Consider the following 17,444-nt stretch of genomic DNA (forward strand, 5'->3'; position numbering starts at 1 on the left):
GTGGCCGCGGAAGGTGAGGCGGTCGCGGCGGACCGCCGGGCCGGTGCGCCGCATGACGCTACGGCGGCGGGAGGCGGGGCGGTTGCGCGTCCGTGCACGGGGGATGGCCCGGGAGGGAACCGGCGGGCCGGCGGCGAGAGCCGGGGCTGGGCACGCTGCGCGCCCGGAGCGGTACCCGCCGTAGTGCCGGGGCGGGTTGACGGATTGTAGCCTTGGGTGCCTGGGGAGTGGGCGGTGAGAACCCGAGGGGGACGAGAGTGGTGGACGGCGGGCGGGTTCCGGTCCTGGTCGGCCGGCAGCGGGAGACGGAGCTGCTGACGGCGGCGCTGGTCCAGGCCGTGGACGGTGCGAGCGGTTCCACGGTGCTGCTGCGCGGTGAGGCGGGGGTCGGCAAGAGCACACTGCTGGCCTGGGTGGAACGGGCGGCGCGCGAGCGCGGGTTCACCGTCCTGCGCGCGGTCGGCTCCGAGGCGGAGACGGACCTCGCGTTCGGCGCCCTCCACCAGGCCTTCTGGGCGCCGCTCCAGCGCTCCACCGCGCTGTCCGCCCACCAACGGGAGGCCCTGGAGAGCGCGTTCGGCGTCCGCCCCGGCGCACCGAGCGGCCTCGCCGTCGGTGCCGCCGCGCTGGCCCTGCTGGAGGAGGCGGCGCGGGCCGCCCCCACGCTGCTCCTCCTCGACGACCTGCACTGGATCGACTCGTCGAGCGCGACCGTCTACGCCTTCCTCCACCGGCGCTGCGCCGAGCAGCGGGTGGTGATCGTCGGCGCCACCCGCCCGGACGGGCCGGCCGCCCGGCTCTGGTCCGCCGAGGCCGTCGACGTGCGGGCCCTGCCCCGGACGGACGCGGCCCTGCTGCTGGGCTCCCGCTACCCCGAACTCGCCCCGCCCGCCAGGGACCGGGTACTGGCGGAGGCGGCCGGGAACGCGCTGGCGCTGGTGGAGCTGCCGCGCCAGCTCGCGGCCGCCCAGCAGCGCGGGGCCGCGCCACTGCCGGAGCGGCTGCCGCTGGGGCGGAAGCTGGAGCGGATGTTCACCGAACGGCTGGGCGCGGTGCCGCCGGAGGCCGGCCGTCTCCTGCTGCTCGGCGCCCTGGCCGCCAGTCCGGACTTCGGCAGCGGCGAGTGGCTGAGCGCGGTCGCGGACGAGAACGCGCGGGAGATCCTGGAGCGGATCGAGGCCGACGGACTGGCCCGGCTCGACCCGGCCGGGCAACTGGTGTTCCGGCACCCGTTGGTGCGCACCGCCGTCGTCTCCGCGGCCTCCGACACCGCGCGCCGCGAGGCGCACCGCGCGCTGTCCGACGCCCTCGCGCCGGGCGACCCCCGGCGGCTGGTCCACGAGGCCGCCGCCGCGCTGCTGCCCGACGAGGACCTCGCGCACCGCCTCCAGGAGGCCGGCCGCGACCTCGCCCGGCGCGGCGGCGACGCGGAGGGCGCGCTGCTGCTCGAACGCGCCGCCACCCTCAGCCCCAGCTCCTGCGAGCGCGCCCGCCGGCTCACCTGGGCCGCGGTGATGTCCGCCCACGGCGGGCAACTGCGGCACACCGCGGCCCTGGTGGAGGACCTGAAGGCCAGCACCGTGCCCGAGGACGTCGCCCCGCTGTTCGCGTACGCGGTGGTCTACGTCGACCAGAGCCACCACGTCGACTTCGAGTCCTCCTCCGCCCTGCTGCCCGCGGCCCTCGACGCGCTGACCGCGCCGGGCGCCGAATCCTTCGGCGGGCTGGTCGAACAGGCCTACTTCAAACTCCTCCTGGCCGCCAGCTACACGGACGACCCCTGGGCCTGGCAGGCCCTGGAACGGCACCGGGAGAACGTCTCCGAGGCGGGCAGGCTCTGCCTGCGCGCCTGGACCGACCCGGGCCCGGACACGGCCGCCGCGCTCCGGGCGGCGGCCGCGGACCTGAGCGCGGAGCAGGAGGCCGGTGCGGCCTGGCTCCTGCTCTGGACCGCCTCGGCGCTCGACTGCCCCGAGGGCGACCTGTGGCGCCGCTTCACCGGGCTGCACGGCTACGCCACCCAGGGCTCGGTCGCCAAGGCCAGGTGCCACCAGGACTTCCTGCTCGGACAGTGGGACCGGGCGGCCGTCTGCCTGCGCGAGGCCGGGATCGCGGAGGAGCTCGGCTACCGCACCAACGCCCTGGTGTTCCGCCTGTACCACGCCCACTTCCTGGCCGGCCGGGGCGACGAGGACGGCCTGCGGGAGATCGAACAGGCCGTCCGGCCGACCGCCACCCGCGCCCGGATGCGGTACGTCCTCGACCGCCTGAGCCACCTGCGCGGCTTGGCCGCGCTCGCCCACCGGCGCTACGAGGAGGCGTACGCCCACTTCTGCGAACTCACCCCGCCCGGACACCTGCCCGGCGGCCGGCCCTGGCACCACACACTGGTCCTCGACCTGGTGACGGCCGCCGTGCACACCGGCCGGCACGAGGAGGCCCGGCAGCACCTCGCGGCCGGACGCGCGGCGCGCTCGGCGGAGATCTCCGGCCGCCACGCCTTCCTCTTCGCGGCCGCCACGGCCCTGGCCGCCGACGACGACGAGGCCGACGCCGCCTACCGCGCCGCGTACGCCGTGCCGGGGACCGAGCGGTGGGCGTTCGACCTCGCCCGGCTGCGGCTCGCCCACGGCGGGTGGCTGCGCCGGCGCCACCGCCCCGGGGCCCGGGAGCCGCTGCGCGCGGCCCACCACGTGTTCCGCCGCCTCCGGGCGGAGCCCTGGGCCCGGTGGTGCGAGGAGGAACTGCGGGCCGCCGGGGACTCCGCGGCCCTGCCGCCGGCCGGACCGGCCGGGCTGACCGGCCTGACCGGCCATGAACTGCGCATCGCCCGGCTGGCCGCGACCGGCCTGACGAACAAGGAGATCGGCCGGGAGCTCCAGCTGTCGCCCCGCACCGTCGGGGCCCACCTGTACCGGATCTTCCCGAAGCTCGGCATCACCTCGCGGGCCGCGCTCGCCCACGCCCTCGACGGCGGCCGACCGGCCGGGACGGCGCTTCCTCCGACCGCTGTCGAACCAGGCAGTCAGATGACCTAACGGGCCGTCGCCGTCGAAGTCCAGGCTGAGTCGCGCAGGGCTTCGACGGGAGGACGGTCAGATGGGCGTGCGGGGGACGACCGGGTCGGTCACGGACGGCGGGAAGGCCGCGTTCCGGGGCGCTCCGGCGGCGCCGGTTCCGGCGGGGGCCCACCCGTTCACCGGGCGGCCGTCCGACGGGCTCCCGGTGTCGCACCGGCTCGGCTACGTGCGGATCTCCACCCTGGAAGGAGACACCGCCCGGTTCTCCCGTAGCGCCGACCTGATCGCCCCGGCCCCGCGCACCGAGCCGCAGGTCGGGGTCGGGGTGCAGGAGTCCGGCCGGGCCGTACTGGAGCAGGACGGGCGCCGCACGGAGGTGCCGCCGGGCGGGCTCGTCCTGTACGACGCCGGGCGGCCGTTCGCCGTCGAGTACCCGGGGCGCTTCCGCACCCACCTGTTCCAACTGCCGTGCAGGCTGCTGGGCGTGTCGGAGCGCGACCTGCGGCACGCGGCGGGTACGGCCGTCGGCCCGGCGGACGGCTGCGGGCCCGTGCTCGGGCCCTTCCTCGGCACCCTGGCCGCCTCCGCGCACTCCTACCCCGGCCCGGTCGGGGACCAGCTGGCCGGGCGGGTCGCCGACCTGGTGAGCGCGCTGGTCGTCCAGCTGGCGGCGGACGGCCCCGGAAGTGTCGGCCCCGACGGCCCGAACGAGCACCTGGTCCGGCGGGTGCGGGAGTACATCGACCAGCGGCTGGGCGACCCGGAGCTGACGCCCGAGCGGATCGCGCACGCCCACCGGATCTCGGTGCGGTACCTGCACCGGCTGTTCGAGCACGATGGAGTGACGGTGAGCCGGCTCGTCCGGCAGCGCCGCCTGGAGGCCTGCGCCCGCGAACTGGGCCGCCATGGCCGGACCGCCCCGACCGTGTCGGCGGTCGCCCAGCGCTGGGGCTTCGTCAACCCGGCGCACTTCAGCCGGGCCTTCCGCGCCGCGTACGGGGTCTCGCCGCGCGACTGGCGCCCGCTCCGGACCGACGGGGCCTGCTGACGAGCCGTAGAACCAGCACGACTTGGGCCACCGCCGCCGAGGCGCGACCCGGCGCGGTCGGGCCCGCAGACCGAACAGGAGCACAGATGTCCGTCGTCCCGTCCGCCGTCCTCGACACCGCCGGTGTGCCGGCCGCCGACCGCGCCGAGTACTGGCACGAGGCGGTCTCCCGTACCTTCATCCCGCTCGACGTCGTCCTGCGCGAGGACGCGCCCGCGCCCGCGACGATCACCAGCCACCGGCTGGGCGCCGCCCAGGTCTCCCTGGTCCGGGCCGGCCCGCAGCGGGTCGAACGCAGCGCCCGGCTGATCGCCCGCGGTGGCGAGGACCACCTCACCCTGGCGCTCCAGCACCGCGGCACCGCCCGGCTGCTCCAGGACGGACGCCAGGTGGAGCTGCGCCCGGGCACCTTCGCGATCTCCGACGCCGGGCGGCCGTTCAGCAAGGACCTGCCGGAGCCGTTCCTCTTCACGGCCTTCCACTGGCCGCGCTCGGCCGTCGGGGTCACCGAGGAGGACCTGCGGGTGCTCACGGCGACGGCCTTCGACACCCGCGAGGACGACACCGCCCGCCTGGTGGGCGCCTACCTGGACTGCCTCTCCCGCTCGGCCGGGAGCATGGAGCCGCCGGCGGCCGCCTGGCTCGCCACCACGGCGCTCGACCTGCTCGCGGTGCTCGCGCACGAACGCCGCGGCCGGTCCGTACCGGAGGCGCCCGAGGCGGCCCTGGCCACCCTGGCCCGGCTGAAGGACCACATCCTGCGGCACCTGGGGGACCCGGAGCTCTCGCCGGAGCGGATCGCCGAGGCCCACCACGTGTCCGTGCGGTACCTGCACAAGCTGTTCGGCTTCGAGGGGGTGACGGTGACCCGCTGGATCCGGCGCCAGCGGCTGGACGCGTGCCGCCGGGACCTCGCCCGTGCGGCGACCCGTACGGCGGCCCGTCCGGCGACCGGTCCGACGGGTGGCCCGGCGACCGTGGCGGCGGTCGCCGGGCGGTGGGGTTTCGTGAGCGCCAGTCACTTCAGCCGGGCCTTCCGGGCCGCCTACGGGGTCTCGCCGCGCGAGTGGCAGGCGTGCGCCCGGGCGGGCCTCGCCCAGGGAGGCGCGGCCCGGCCGGAGGGGTACGGCATCGCGGTGTGACCGCCCCCGTGCCGGGGCACCGGTCACCGGTCGCCGTGCAGCTCCGCGACGTAGCCGCCGGGGAACCGCACCATCGCGCTGTCCCGGCCGTCCGCCCGGACCGGGCCGGACAGCACCGACGCGCCGGCGGCCTCCGCCCGCTCCAGGGTGGCGCCGAGGTCCGCCACGCCGTAGCCGGTGAGCTCCCGGCCGAACGGGTACGGCAGGTGGCCGTCCGTCACGGCGACCGTCGTGGTGCCGAAGCCGGAGGCGAGGCGCAGCAGCCGGTAGGCGGTGCCGGGCAGTCCGATCGCGGCGCCGTCGGCCCGGCGGTCGTCGGAGACGATCCGGCCGTCGGTGAAGGCGAGGAAGCTGCGCAGGAAGGCGCCCACCGCGTCCGGTGACAGGTAGAGCCGGTTCTCCGGCACGCTGGCGAGCCCGGGGTAGGACGGCGGGGTGGTGTGGACGTACAGCTGGGCGTTGACGCCGCCGGGGAACTGGACGACGGCGTCCCGGCCGATCGGGTCGGCGAACGGGGTCACGGTGACGGCGGCCCCGTCGGCGCGGGCGGCGCGGACCGCCTGGTCGAGGTCGGTGACCAGCCAGCCGGTGCGCTCGGTGCCGAAGGGGTACGGGACGGGCGTGGTGTAGTCGAACACCGAGAGGGTGCCCACCGGGGAGACGACCAGTTCGGAGAGCGTCCGGCTGGGCGTGGGGGTCACCTGGGTGGCGTTCGGCCCGATCGTGCTGCCGCCGAAGGTGGCCACCCAACTGGCCGCGAAGGCCTGCTCGGTGCCGGGCTCAACGTACACGTGGGTGGAGTCGTACTGGGGGCCGACGGCGAACTGCCGGTGCCCGGCGGTCGGTGCGGCTGGGGTGCCTTGGGCGGGCGCGGCGGTGGGGACGGCCGCCAGCGCGGCGACCGCCGCCACCAGCGGGACCAGGCGTCGGGTGAGGCGTCGGGTCAGGGGGCGTTGCACGGGGGTGACCTCCCGGTCGTGGTCGGTGCGGGTGCTCGGAGTGTCGGTGCGGTGGTCAGGCCGTCGGTGCGGCCCAGGGCGCGTCGGGCCCGTGGGCCGCCGAGAGCCGGTGGGCGGCCAGCGCAGTGCCCAGGAGCAGCAGGGCGGCCAGGGCGAGGGCCGTGGCGGTCCGCCCGTGCAGGACCAGGACCGCGCCCGCGAGGCCGCCGAGCAGCATCGCCAGGGCGGAGAGGATCCGGCGCCCAGGCCGCGGCGCGGTGCCCCCGGCCGGGGCCGAGTCGGAGGCGAGGCCGGTCAGGGTGAGGGTGAGGACGGTGGTGGTCAGGTCGGGTACGGCGAGCCGCCGGGCCACCGCGTTCTGCAGGCCCATGCCCAGGCCCAGCAGGACGATCAGGGCGTAGCGGGCGCCGGCGCCGTCCGCGAGCGCGGCGGTGACGGCGGCGCCGGCGGTCAGGGCGGTCTGGACGCGGGCGGTCAGGGCCAGCAGACGCCCGCGGTGGTCGGCGGACCGGCCGGCGAGCCGTCCGCCGCAGAGCGCGCCGGTCAGGAAGGCCGCGAGCGAGACCAGCGACGCCGCGGCCGACAGGCCGGAGGCGCCCGCGAGGGCGAACCCGAGGAAGACCACGTTGCCGGTCATGTTCGCCACGAAGACGTGCCCGAGGCCGAGGTAGCTCACCGCGTCGACCACGCCGGTGGTCACGGTCAGCAGCAGCATCAGCGGCGGCAGCGGTCCGTGCCGGTCGGTGCGCGGCGGGGCGAGCGTCCGCAGGGCGTCAGTCAGCAGGGCGCGCAACGGCGGTGGCTCCTTCGGGCGTGGCCGGGCGGTGCAGGACGGCCCGGGTGAGCAGTCCGCTGGCGGGGCCGAGCACGACGGCCGCGACGGAGATCCAGAGCGGCCAGGCGGTCAGGCCGACGGCGTGGTCGACGGACCACCGGCCCGGGCCGGTGAGGGCGAGCGCCCCGGTGACGACGACCAGGACCAGCGGGTACTCGTAGCCGTCGTCCTGCACCCAGAGCCCGTGCGGCAGTTTGACGGTGATCGCCACTGTCATCACCCCCATGGCGACCATGGCCGCGGGCGGGGTGAGCGCGCCCAGGGCCAGGAACAGGCCCGATCCGACCTGCCCGGCGCCCGCGGCGAGCGCGGTGGGCGTCCCGCCGCGGAAGCCGTCGTGGCGGAACTCCGCCGTCCCGCCGGCGAGGCCGTGGCCCCCGAGGCGGTGGCTCACCTTCTGTACTCCGTGCCCGGCGATGAGCAGGCCCACCACCACGCGGAGGATCAGCAGTCCGGTATCCATCGTGTCCTGTTCCTGGTCCCTGGTCCCTGGTTCCTGTGCTTCTTGTGCGGTGCCGGCTCAGCCCGCGGCGTGCTCGCCGAGGAAGGCCTGGGCGTAGACGATCCCGAGGCCGTACGCGCCGCCGTGCTCCTTGACGATGTCCGTGACCACGCCGTACGTCTCCGTCCGGGCCCAGTCACGCTGGAGTTCGAGCAGGACCTGCACCCAGGTGACGGGCACCGCACCGGCCTGGGTCATCCGCTGGACGGCGTGCTCGTGGGCCTGCGGGGAGACGCCGCCGGAGGCGTCGGTGACGACGTAGACCTCGTAGCCCTGGTCGATCATGGACAGCACGGGAAGGACCAGGCAGACCTCGGTCCACAGCCCGGCTATCACGACCTTGCCGCGGCCGGTGGCCTTGACCGCCTCGACGACCGCCTCGTCCTCCCAGGCGTTCATCGAGGTGCGGTCGAGGACCTCGGCCTTGGGGAAGACCGCCGCCAGCTGCGGCAGCAGCGGGCCGGAGAAGGACTCGGCGGCGACGGTGGTCAGGACGGTCGGCACGTCGAAGGCCCGGGCGGCCTTGGCGAGGCCGACGGTGGCGTTGACGATCGCGGTGCGGTCGCCGCTGCCGGTGCCGAAGAACATCTGCGGCTGGTGGTCCACGAACAGCACCACGGCGTTGTCGGGGGTGAGCAGGTCGGGGCTGGGGGTGGCGCTGACCTGGGTGAGGTCGACCATGACGGGGTTCCCTTCGGTGCGGTGGGACAGGGTCCTTCGCGCGGTGGTCCGCGTGAAGGCGGGGCAGGTGGATCAGAGGAGGAAGCAGGGGTCGAACGGCGCGCCCTGCTCGGCGGCCAGGCCGCGCGCGACCCGCCAGCGGTGGTGCAGCTCGGACTCGGCGACGGCCTCGCCGAGCAGCTCCGCCTGGCGGGCGCCCGTGCCGTGGGCGGGGCGGGCGGGCTGGTAGCCGCCGAAGTGGGCGACCGGGCTCCAGCCGGGGCTGACCGGCGGGAGCTCCTCGTCCATGCCCTCGTACTCGGCCGCGGCGTGGACGATCCGGCCGCCGACGACGGTCAGCACGGACTCGATGGACGGGATCTGCGGCTCCGGCACCGTGAAGTAGTCCTCGGACAGCACCGCCAGGTCCCCGTAACTGCCCGGCCGCAGCACGCCCTTGACGTCCTGCTCGCCGGTGAGGGCGGCGCCGGCCGTGGTGTACATCGCGAGCGCGGTCGCCCGGTCGACCCGGTTCTCCGGGGGCCGGATCGCCAGGCCGCCGACCGTGCGGCCGGAGACCAGCCAGTGCAGGGCGACCCAGGGGTTGTAGGAGGACACCCGGGTGGCGTCCGTGCCGGCGGCCACGGTCAGTCCGCGCGCCAGCATGGCGCGGACCGGCGGCGCCTCGGCGGCGGCAGCGGCGCCGTACCGGCGGGTGAACACCTCGCCCTGGAAGGACAGCCGGTTCTGGACGGAGAGCGAGCCGCCGAGCGCCGCGATCCGGTCCAGGCTGTCCGGGGAGACGGTCTCGGCGTGGTCGAAGAGCCACCGGTTCCCGGCGGGGAAGAGCCCCTCGGCGGCGAGCCCCTCGAACACCGCGAGGTCGCGCCGGATCGTCTCGTCGTACGTCGCGTGCAGCCGGAAGCCCCAGCCGTGCTCGGTGAGCAGGCGCACGGCCTTGGCGAACTCCCCTTCGTAGGCGTTCAGTTCGGGGCGCGGCTCGGCGAAGTTCTCGAAGTCGGCGGCGGCCCAGGTGAGGTTCTCGCCGGCGCCGTTCAGCCGCAGCCACTCGTCGCCGTCCCCGGGCCGGACCGTCTCGACCCAGCGGGTGAGGTCGTCCAGCTCCTGGCCGGGGGTCTGCGGGAACAGGTGGTAGGCGATGCGGAGCGAGAGCAGCCCCTCGCGGGCGAGTTCGGTCACCGTGGCGTAGTTCTCCGGGAAGCTCTGGAACCCGCCGGCGGCGTCGATCGCGGAGGTCAGCCCGAAGCGGTTCAGCTCGCGCAGGAAGTGCCGGGTGGACGTCCTGCGCTCCTCGCCCTCCAGCGCCGGGGCCTTGGCGAGCGTGGAGTAGAGGACCAGGGCGCTCGGGGCGGCCAGCAGCATGCCGTTGGGCTCGCCGCCGCGGCCCCGGACGATCTGGCCGCCCTTCGGGTCCGGGGTGTCGCGGGTGTAGCCGACGGCGCGCAGCGCGGCGCGGTTGAGGACCGCCGACTGGTAGAGGTGGAGGACGAACACCGGGGTGTCCGGCGCCGCCTCGTTCAGCTCGGCGGGGGTCGGCAGCCGCCGCTCGGCGAACTGCTCCGCCGACCAGCCGCCGACCACCCGCACCCACTGCCCCCGGGGCGTCCGGGCGGCCTGCTCCCGCAGCATCGCCAGGCCCTGGCGCAGCGACCGCACACCGTCCCAGCGCAGCTCCAGGACGTAGTTGAGGCCGCCGCGGATCACGTGCAGGTGCGCGTCGTTGAGGCCGGGCACCACGCGGCGGCCGAGCGCGTCGACCACCACCGTGGACGGGCCGACGGCCGGGGCGACGTCCGCGTCGTCCCCGACGGCCGTGATCAGGCCGTCCCGGATGGCGAGGGCGCCGGCCTGCGGGCGGCGGGCGTCCCCGGTGTGGATCCGGGCGTTGCGGACGACGACGTCGGCGGCGTGTTCGGTGACGTTTTCCGTGCGGGGGACCAGCCCGCCGACCGGCATTGCAGGCACCTCGACGGCCTCCAGTCATGGGTTCGGGCCGCCGCCCGGAGCGGGCGGCGGCGCGGCGCGGTCGAGCCGGACGAGCCCAAGGGGCTCTCCTGCTCGCTCTCATGACGGAACGTTAGGCAGTGGCATGGTGTCGGAGTTGGCCCACAGTGCACCGGCACGGGTCCGGGAGCGCACCGGCCGGGTGGAGTGACGGCCGGGCGCGAGGCCGGTGTCCGAGTGTCGGCCGGGGGTCGAACCGGGGCGGCGCCCGCCGGTCAGCTCCCGGAGCGCCGCAGCAGGTAGGTGTCCATGATCCAGCCCTTGCGCTCGCGGGCCGACTCGCGCAACTCGCTGATCCGCGGGGCGGCTTCGGCCAGCGGACCGGCGACGAGGATCTCGTCGGGGGTGCCGAGGTACGCGCCGTAGCGGATCTCCAGCCCCTCCGGGTCGATCCCGGTGAAGGCGGCGCGGCCGTCGAGCATCACCACGACGTCGTCCACGCCCTCGGGGAAGCCCTCGGCCAGCCGGCGGCCGGTGGTGATCTGCACCGGGCGGCCGACCCGGGTCAGCGTGGTGCGGTGGCGGGCCGCGAGCGCGGAGACGCTGCTGATGCCCGGGACCACCTCGTAGTCGAAGCCGACGGCGCCGCGGGCCAGGACGTCGTCCACCACGGCGATGACGCTGTCGTAGAGGCTCGGATCCCCCCAGACCAGGAACGCGCCCGTCTCGCCCTCGCCGAGGTGCTCGGAGAGCAACTGCTCGACCAGGTCGGCCCGGCGGACGCGCCAGTCGTCCACGGCGGCCGCGTACGCGGGGGTGGTCCGGTCCCGCTCCGCGTCCGGCGCCTCGACCACCCGGTGGCCGGGCCGGCCGTGCTCGGCCAGCATCCGGCGGCGCAGCCGGATCAGGTCCTGCCGGTCCTCGTTCTTGTCGAGGATGAAGAAGACGTCCGTGCGGGCGAGCGCCTTGACCGCCTGCAGGGTGAGGTGGTCGGGGTCGCCCGCGCCGATGCCGATGACGAAGATGTGCCGCATGGGAGGCATTCTGCCGTCCGGGACGCCCTGGTCGCGTCGGCGGCCGGGAGGGGCGCGTCGCGATGTCGGGCGGCGGCCACCGTGATGTCACGTTCGAACCCTTGACCGGATCTTTTCCGTATCGCCATGATGGGCCGTCATGTTGTGACTCCGCCGCTGGGGGAAGTCCGGTTCGAATCCGGCGCTGGCCCGCAACGGTAGGCCGCCGGCTCCTGGTCGGCGGCGAGCCCGAGTACCCGTCGGCGGAGGCGTGTCGTCCCTCCTCCCGTCGTGGTCCGCGGGCCGGAGCCCCGAGGGCCGCCCCGGCTGTCGCCGCCGTCCTCCGGGCCCCTGCGCACGGGCCCGGAAAGGCCACCATGCCCACGCTCCGCCGCGCCCTCGGTCTGCTCGCGATACCCGCCGTGGCGCTCGCCACCGCGCTCCCGGCGGCCACCGCCGCCCACGCCGCGCCCGTGAACGCGCCCGCCGCCGCGACCTCGTCCCCGACGGTCCGCCCCGACGCCGCCGCGGGCGGCTGGCTGGCCCGCCAGCTCGTCGACGGCGACCACTTCGAGTCCGTCTTCAACGGGACCGCCTACCCCGACCAGGGCCTCACCATCGACGCCGTACTGGCCTTCGCCGCCTCGCGCGGCTCCGACGAGGCCGCCGCGAAGGCCACCGCCTGGCTGGCGAAGCCCGAGATCATCGGCGGCTACCTCGGCGACGGCACCACCGAGGCCTACGCGGGCGCGACCGCCAAGCTGCTGCTCGCCGTCGAGGTCCGCGGCGGGGACCCGACGGCCTTCGGTGGCGTCGACCTGCCGGCCCGCCTGCGGTCGCTGCAGACCGCCGAGGGCCGGTTCTCCGACCGCTCCCAGTGGGGCGACTACAGCAACGCCTTCGGCCAGTCCCTCGCCGTGATCGCCCTGCACCGCACGCCCGGTGACGTCCCGGCGGCGGCCGTGGACTTCCTGGCGAACAGCCAGTGCGCGGACGGCGGCTTCCCGCTCTCCTTCGGCCAGGCCGCCTGCACCAGCGACGCCGACGCCACCGCCCTCGCCGTCCAGGCCCTCGCCGCCACCGGGCGCGCCGCCAAGGCGAACACGGGCCTGGGCTGGCTCACCGCCCACCAGAACGCCGACGGCGGCTTCGCGGCCGCCGGGGCGACCGCCTCCAACGCCAACAGCACCGGCCTGGCCACCCAGGCGCTGCTCTCCGGCGGACGCCTCGGCCCCGGCCTCAAGGCCTGGGGCCGGCTGGTGAAGCTCCAGCAGGGCTGCTCCGCCGACCCGGCGGTCCGCGGCGCCGTCGCCTACGACGCGACCGGCTTCAACGCGGGCAACGGCGCCCGGGCCACCGCGCAGGCCGTCCTCGGCCTCGCGGGCACCCCGCTGTCCACGCTCTCCGCCTCCGGGGCCGCCCCCGACGCCCCGACCCAGGCCTGCCCGCCGGTTCCGGCCACGCGCTGAACCACGCTGACACCGCGAGGAGTTCACCGATGAGCGACACCCCCACCCTGGCCCGCTGTACGCTCGGGTCGATCGCCGCCGCGGCGGCCCTCACCGCCGGACTGCTCGGCGTCTGCGCCGTCCAGGCCCCGCAGGCGCGGGCGGCCGCCTGCGGCGGCACCACCGGCGTCACCGTCGTGGTCGACTTCACCGCCGTCGGCGGCGGCATCCAGACCGGCTGCGCGCCCGGCGACCCGGCCAGCGGCCTGGCCGCGCTCACCGGCGCCGGATTCTCGTACGCCTTCCACCCGCGCTACCCGGGCTTCGTCTGCACCATCAACGCCCTGCCGACGACCTGCACCAACCCGACCGGCAGCGCCTACTGGTCGTACTGGCACGCCCAGCACGGCGGCCCCTGGTCGTACAGCACCCTGGGCGCGGGCAGCTACGACCCGGCCCCCGGCGACGTCGAGGGCTGGTCCTTCGGCGCCGGCGCGCAGCCGGGCACCACCGCGCCCTGACAGGCGGGGGGCGACCGGCGCCCCGGCCCCTTCTCCGGAAGGGGCCGGGGCGCCGGTGCCAGGGGCTCAGGCGCCGCGGGACGCTCGGCGCCGCCGGTCGAGGTGTCCGACCAGCCGTACGGTTGCCACCGCGGCGGCCGTGAACAACAGGCTGTCGACCACGATGCCCGCGGTGGTCAGCCACGCGGGGTCGTCGCCGTCGGGCACGCGCGTCGCGGTGAACAGCCCGCCGACGCCCGTCGAACGTACTGTCATTCGACGGCCGCGCCCACTCGCGGTCCTCCCTGAGGATCCGGTCCATCGTCATGGGTTTCGGTGTTCTCGTCCCGGCCGGGCCGGCCGTCGGCATCCAGATCACGCCGACGTGGTGGTCCACTTCCGCCGCCGGCCCCGCGGACCGACCTCTCGGCGTGCCGGCCTGGCCCCGCGGGTACGGCTTCGCGCTCGGCCTGCGCGGTTGACCCGACATCACGACGAAGGCCCAGGCGGCCCCGGGGCGGCCTGTCATGACACGGCGTCAGATCGCATACTCGTCGGTATGAGCGATCGGAATGGGGCGGCGTCGGCCTGGAAGGTCGGCGATGTGATCGAGGGGCTGTACCGGGTCGACCAGGTGCACGAGGCCGGCGGGATGGGCCTGGTGTACCGGGTCTGGCACCTGGGGTGGGGGACCGACCTGGCGGTGAAGTCCCCCCGGCCGGAACTGTTCCGGTCCGCGCGGGAGCGGGAGCTGTTCGTCGCCGAGGCGCAGACCTGGGTCGGCCTCGGCCTGCACCCGCACGTCTGCGCCTGCCACTACGTACGGGAGATCGGCGGGACGCCCCGGGTGTTCGCCGAGTACCTGGACGGCGGCAGCCTGAGCGAGTTGATCCACAGTGGCCGGCTGTACGCGGGCGGCCCGGAACAAGCCCTCGCCCGGATCCTGGACCTGGCGGTCCAGGCCGCCCGGGGTCTGGACCACGCCCACCAGCAGGGCGTGGTCCACCAGGACGTGAAACCGGGCAACATCCTGCTGGACCGGGACGGTACCGCCCGGATCACCGACTTCGGCCTGGCCCGGGCCGGGCAGCTCGCCGCGTGGCCCGGCGGCGCAGGCGATCGGCCCGGCGCCGACGCCACCGTCCTGGTCGCCGCCGGAGGGATGACCAGGGTGTACGCCTCGCCCGAGCAGTACGGGCAGCGGCAGCTCGGCCGGCGAAGCGACCTGTACAGCTTCGCCGTCTCGGTGCTGGAGATGTTCACCGGCGGCGTGGCCTGGTACGTCGGACCACTCGCGAGCGAGACCCTCGCGGTCTTCCGCGGGACCCGAGGCCGCGACGGCCGCCCGCCGATCCCGCCCGGCGTCGCCGAGCTGCTGGAGCGCTGCCTGCGCCACGACCCCGCCCAGCGACCCGCCTCGATGGCCGAGGTCGCCGCCGAGCTCGCCGAGCACTACCACCGGGCCACCGGGACCCGGTACGCGCGCCCGGTGCCGAGCGCGGTCGGGCTGCGCGCCGACGAGCTGAACAACCGCGGCCTGTCGCTCTTCGACCTCGAGGACATCCCCGGCGCGCAGCGCGCCTTCGCCGACGCTCTGGAAGCGGACCCGCGCCACCTGGACGCCGCCTACAACGGCGGCCTGCTGCGCTGGCGGCGCGGCGAGACCACTGACGACACCCTGGTCGCCGACCTGGAGCAGCTGCGGCTCGTGCACGGCGACTCCTGGCAGTCCCGCCACCGGCTGACCGAGGTCCACCTGGAACGCGGCGACCTGGAGGCCGCCCGCGAGCTGCTCGCCGGGATCACCGCGGAGTGCGGCGACGACCCCGAGCGGCGCGCCGCCGTGGAACGTCTCGACCTCTCAAGCGCCCCCGACAACCGGGCGGCCCCGGCCTTCACCGCCCGCTGGTACCAGCTGTTCGACGGCCCCGCGCGGCTCGCCGCCCGGATCACCCCCGACGGGCGGTACGCGGTCACCGGCTACGGCGGCCACGGCGACAAGGACCGCGGGCTGAAGCTGTGGGACCTGCGGCGCGGCGAGCTGCTGCGCACCGTCGGCGGCCTGGAGTCCTGGGTGAGCAGCCTCGACGTCTCCGACGGCCGGTACGCGGTCTCGGTCGGCCCGGACAACGAGGTCCGGTTCTGGGACCTGGCGCGCGAGCGCTGCCTGCTGGCCTTCACCCCGCCCGGCCGCCGCGAGCTGTTCCGGGTGCAGGCCCTGCGGATCGACAACCGGGCGCGGACCGCCGTCGCCGTGGTGGAGGGACGGCTGCTGGTCTGGGACTTCCCGAGCGGCCGGCAGCGGTTGCGGCTCGGACCCGTCACGGACCGGGCCGAGGACTCCCACCGGGTCGAACTGAGCCACGACGGCGGTCTCGCCCTGGTCAGCAGCCACGCGCGCGGCACCCTCCAGCTGTGGGACCTGAACACCGGAGAGCTGCGGCAGACGATGACGATGCCGGGCCGCGGTCCCACCGCGATATGGCTGGAGCCCGAGGGCCGCACCGCGGCGACCGCCTCGCCCGGCCTGACGATCCGGCTGTGGGACCTGCGCAGCGGCCGCGCGGTGCGCACCGTGACCTCGCCGATCGGCGAGGTCCGCTCGCTGGTGCTGAGCGGCGACTCCCGGTACGCCGTCACCGGCGGCGAGGACGGCGCGGTGCGGCTCTGGGACCTGGCCCTGTACCGCTGCGTGCGCACCTTCCGCGAACACAGCCAGCCGGTCGCCGCCGTGATGATGGGCGGGGACGCCGACTGGGCGGTGTCCGCCGGGCAGGACAACACCGCGCGCTGGTGGCGGATCACCCCGGAGCGCCGGTTCCGGGCGAGCATGCAGCTCAGTCGGCCCCGCCGCCACCAGGAGATCGAGCGGGCCGGCGGGCAGGTCGGGGCCCTGCTCGCCGAGGCCGAGCAGGCGCTCGGGTCTCGGCAGCACGCCGCCGCGCTCGACCTGCTCACCCGGGCCCGCTCGACGCCCGGCTATGAGCGTGCGCCGGAGGTGCTGGCCGCGTGGCGGCGGCTGGGGAGATCCGTCCGCCGTACCGGGCTGCGCGGGGCGTGGCCGGTGCACACCCTCGGCGGGCAGGGCCACGTGTCCTCGCTCGCCGTGTCGGCGGACGGGCGTACCGCGGCGATCGGCGGTGACCGCCGGGTCGGGCTGTGGAATCCGACCGACGGCACCCCGCTGCGCGCGCTCGACAAGCCCCGGGTCGGATCGGTCGGCCTGAGCGCCGACGGCCTGCGTGCGGTGGCCGGCGGGGACGCGGTGCTGCAGAGCTGGGAGCTGCCCGGCGGCCGACCGCTCGGCCGGGTCGACGCCCGTGGGCCCGACGGCCGTGCCGAGAGCGGTGAGGAGGGCATGCTCGGGAACTCGGTCCTGTTCACCGCCGATGCCCGGCAGGCCCTGGTGATCGGCCGGGACGGCGCGCTGCGGCTGTGGGACCTGGACAGCGGCCGCTGCGTGCGGGTGCTCACCGGCGACGGCGAGCGGCCGACCACCGCCGCCGCGATGAGCGCGGATGGCACCCGGGCGGCGAGCGTGGCGCTGTTCGGCGAGATCCAGCTGCACGCCCGGCTCGGCGCTCCGCCGCTGGCGCTGAGTCATCCGGCGTGCGGCTGGCTCTCGTTCGACGCAGACGGCCGCCGGCTGCTGTCCGGCAGCGCGTACGGCGACCGCTCGCTGCGGCTGTGGGACGCCGGCACCGGGCAATTCCTCCGCGCCTTCGACTTCGAGGTCCTGCCGTGGGACGCCGGTACCGGGCCGGATGAGCTGTCGGTCCTTCACCTCTCCGCCGGCGGCCGGTTCGCCTACACAGGCCACCGGCTCGGCACCGTGCGGATCTGGGACGCCGACACCGGCCGCTGCCTGCGCGAGCTGGAAGGAGGTGGCGGCCAGGTGTGGAGTCTCACCGCCACCGCGGACGACAGCCTGCTGCTCTTCGGCTGTGCGGACGGCTCGGTGCGGGCGTGGGCGCTGGACTGGGAGCTGTCCGCCGGGCAGTGACGATCGGCCGGCCGGGACACCGGCTCAGTTCCGCAGTGGCCGGGCGGGCATTCGGGCTCGGGACGGTACGGTCACCTCCCCACACCGCTGCGCGTCAGCCCCGGGTTCGCACCGGGTTCCCCCGCTCGGCCACCGCGGACGCTACCGCACAGGTCCGTCGCCCGACGAGGTGATGTGATCGACCTGACGCCCCGTTGACTGCCCGTCGGTCAGCGTGGTCTGATGAACCGATTTTTTGCCCTCGGCATTCAGGGGAAGCCGGTCCAACTCCGGCGCTGACCCGCAACCGTGGACCCACCTGAGGGTGGGTGAGCCGGAATGCCTGGACCGGGGGTCTGTTCACAGAGCA

At 75.8% G+C, this 17,444-nt stretch carries 13 protein-coding genes and 3 riboswitches; of the genes, 6 read left to right on the forward strand and 7 right to left on the reverse strand.

The features are described from left to right. Window positions 1–212 precede the first annotated feature (212 nt). The 3 genes from ACFVU7_RS22780 to ACFVU7_RS22790 all read left to right on the forward strand — a co-directional run bounded on the left by ACFVU7_RS22780 (window position 213) and on the right by ACFVU7_RS22790 (window position 5,210). Window positions 213–3,038 (forward strand): BREX system ATP-binding domain-containing protein, encoded by a 2,826-nt coding sequence (locus ACFVU7_RS22780; protein WP_388046742.1) that lies wholly within the window; start codon window positions 213–215, stop codon window positions 3,036–3,038. Between the two features lie 61 nt (window positions 3,039–3,099). Beyond that, the gene (locus tag ACFVU7_RS22785; protein WP_388046744.1) at window positions 3,100–4,068 is read left to right on the forward strand and encodes a helix-turn-helix domain-containing protein; all 969 of its coding nucleotides are present in this window, start codon (window positions 3,100–3,102) and stop codon (window positions 4,066–4,068) included. An 86-nt stretch (window positions 4,069–4,154) separates the two neighbouring features. Beyond that, window positions 4,155–5,210: a helix-turn-helix domain-containing protein gene (locus tag ACFVU7_RS22790; protein ID WP_388046746.1), complete on the forward strand. Its 1,056-nt coding sequence runs from the start codon at window positions 4,155–4,157 to the stop codon at window positions 5,208–5,210. 23 nt (window positions 5,211–5,233) lie between these two features. Here the strand turns inward: ACFVU7_RS22790 and ACFVU7_RS22795 are convergent, their stop codons facing one another. From ACFVU7_RS22795 to cobF, 6 genes are all read right to left on the reverse strand, one after another. Further along, a complete protein-coding gene (locus ACFVU7_RS22795; RefSeq protein WP_388046747.1) occupies window positions 5,234–6,169 on the reverse strand; it encodes a VOC family protein in 936 nt (311 codons plus the stop codon). Window positions 6,170–6,224: 55 nt separating this feature from the next. Then, window positions 6,225–6,962, reverse strand: a complete 738-nt coding sequence (locus ACFVU7_RS22800) for a YoaK family protein (protein ID WP_388046749.1) — start codon at window positions 6,960–6,962, stop codon at window positions 6,225–6,227. Beyond that, a complete protein-coding gene (locus ACFVU7_RS22805; RefSeq protein WP_388046751.1) occupies window positions 6,943–7,467 on the reverse strand; it encodes a DoxX family protein in 525 nt (174 codons plus the stop codon). The genes ACFVU7_RS22800 and ACFVU7_RS22805 overlap by 20 nt, the downstream gene beginning before the upstream one ends. A 57-nt stretch (window positions 7,468–7,524) precedes the next feature. After that, window positions 7,525–8,187 carry a hydrolase gene (locus tag ACFVU7_RS22810; protein WP_049653335.1) on the reverse strand — a complete coding sequence of 221 codons (663 nt, stop codon included), beginning with the start codon at window positions 8,185–8,187 and terminating at the stop codon, window positions 7,525–7,527. 72 nt (window positions 8,188–8,259) lie between these two features. Next, window positions 8,260–10,143 (reverse strand): amidohydrolase, encoded by a 1,884-nt coding sequence (locus tag ACFVU7_RS22815; RefSeq protein WP_388046952.1) that lies wholly within the window; start codon window positions 10,141–10,143, stop codon window positions 8,260–8,262. Window positions 10,144–10,406: 263 nt separating this feature from the next. Continuing rightward, window positions 10,407–11,165, reverse strand: coding sequence for a precorrin-6A synthase (deacetylating) (cobF, locus tag ACFVU7_RS22820; protein WP_388046753.1), 759 nt, complete (start codon window positions 11,163–11,165; stop codon window positions 10,407–10,409). A 118-nt stretch (window positions 11,166–11,283) separates the two neighbouring features. Next, window positions 11,284–11,424: riboswitch (cobalamin riboswitch) on the forward strand. Between the two features lie 97 nt (window positions 11,425–11,521). Between cobF and ACFVU7_RS22825 the strand changes: the two genes are divergently transcribed. Together ACFVU7_RS22825 and ACFVU7_RS22830 are read left to right on the forward strand one after the other, a co-directional pair. Then, window positions 11,522–12,613, forward strand: coding sequence for a prenyltransferase/squalene oxidase repeat-containing protein (locus ACFVU7_RS22825; RefSeq protein WP_388046755.1), 1,092 nt, complete (start codon window positions 11,522–11,524; stop codon window positions 12,611–12,613). Between the two features lie 29 nt (window positions 12,614–12,642). Further along, on the forward strand, window positions 12,643–13,113 hold the full coding sequence (locus ACFVU7_RS22830) for a flagellar hook-length control protein FliK (protein WP_388046756.1): 471 nt from the start codon (window positions 12,643–12,645) through the stop codon (window positions 13,111–13,113). Window positions 13,114–13,179: 66 nt separating this feature from the next. Here ACFVU7_RS22830 and ACFVU7_RS22835 read toward each other — a convergent pair whose 3' ends face one another. Next, window positions 13,180–13,368, reverse strand: a complete 189-nt coding sequence (locus ACFVU7_RS22835) for a hypothetical protein (RefSeq protein WP_388046758.1) — start codon at window positions 13,366–13,368, stop codon at window positions 13,180–13,182. 283 nt (window positions 13,369–13,651) lie between these two features. Between ACFVU7_RS22835 and ACFVU7_RS22840 the strand changes: the two genes are divergently transcribed. Continuing rightward, window positions 13,652–17,095, forward strand: coding sequence for a protein kinase (locus tag ACFVU7_RS22840; RefSeq protein ID WP_388046760.1), 3,444 nt, complete (start codon window positions 13,652–13,654; stop codon window positions 17,093–17,095). 45 nt (window positions 17,096–17,140) lie between these two features. Next, window positions 17,141–17,217, reverse strand: a riboswitch (cobalamin riboswitch). Window positions 17,218–17,311: 94 nt separating this feature from the next. After that, a riboswitch (cobalamin riboswitch) is annotated at window positions 17,312–17,440 on the forward strand. Window positions 17,441–17,444: the final 4 nt, after the last annotated feature.

This window comes from Kitasatospora sp. NPDC058046 (genome assembly GCF_042885595.1).
Taxonomy (GTDB): Bacteria; Actinomycetota; Actinomycetes; order Streptomycetales; family Streptomycetaceae; genus Kitasatospora.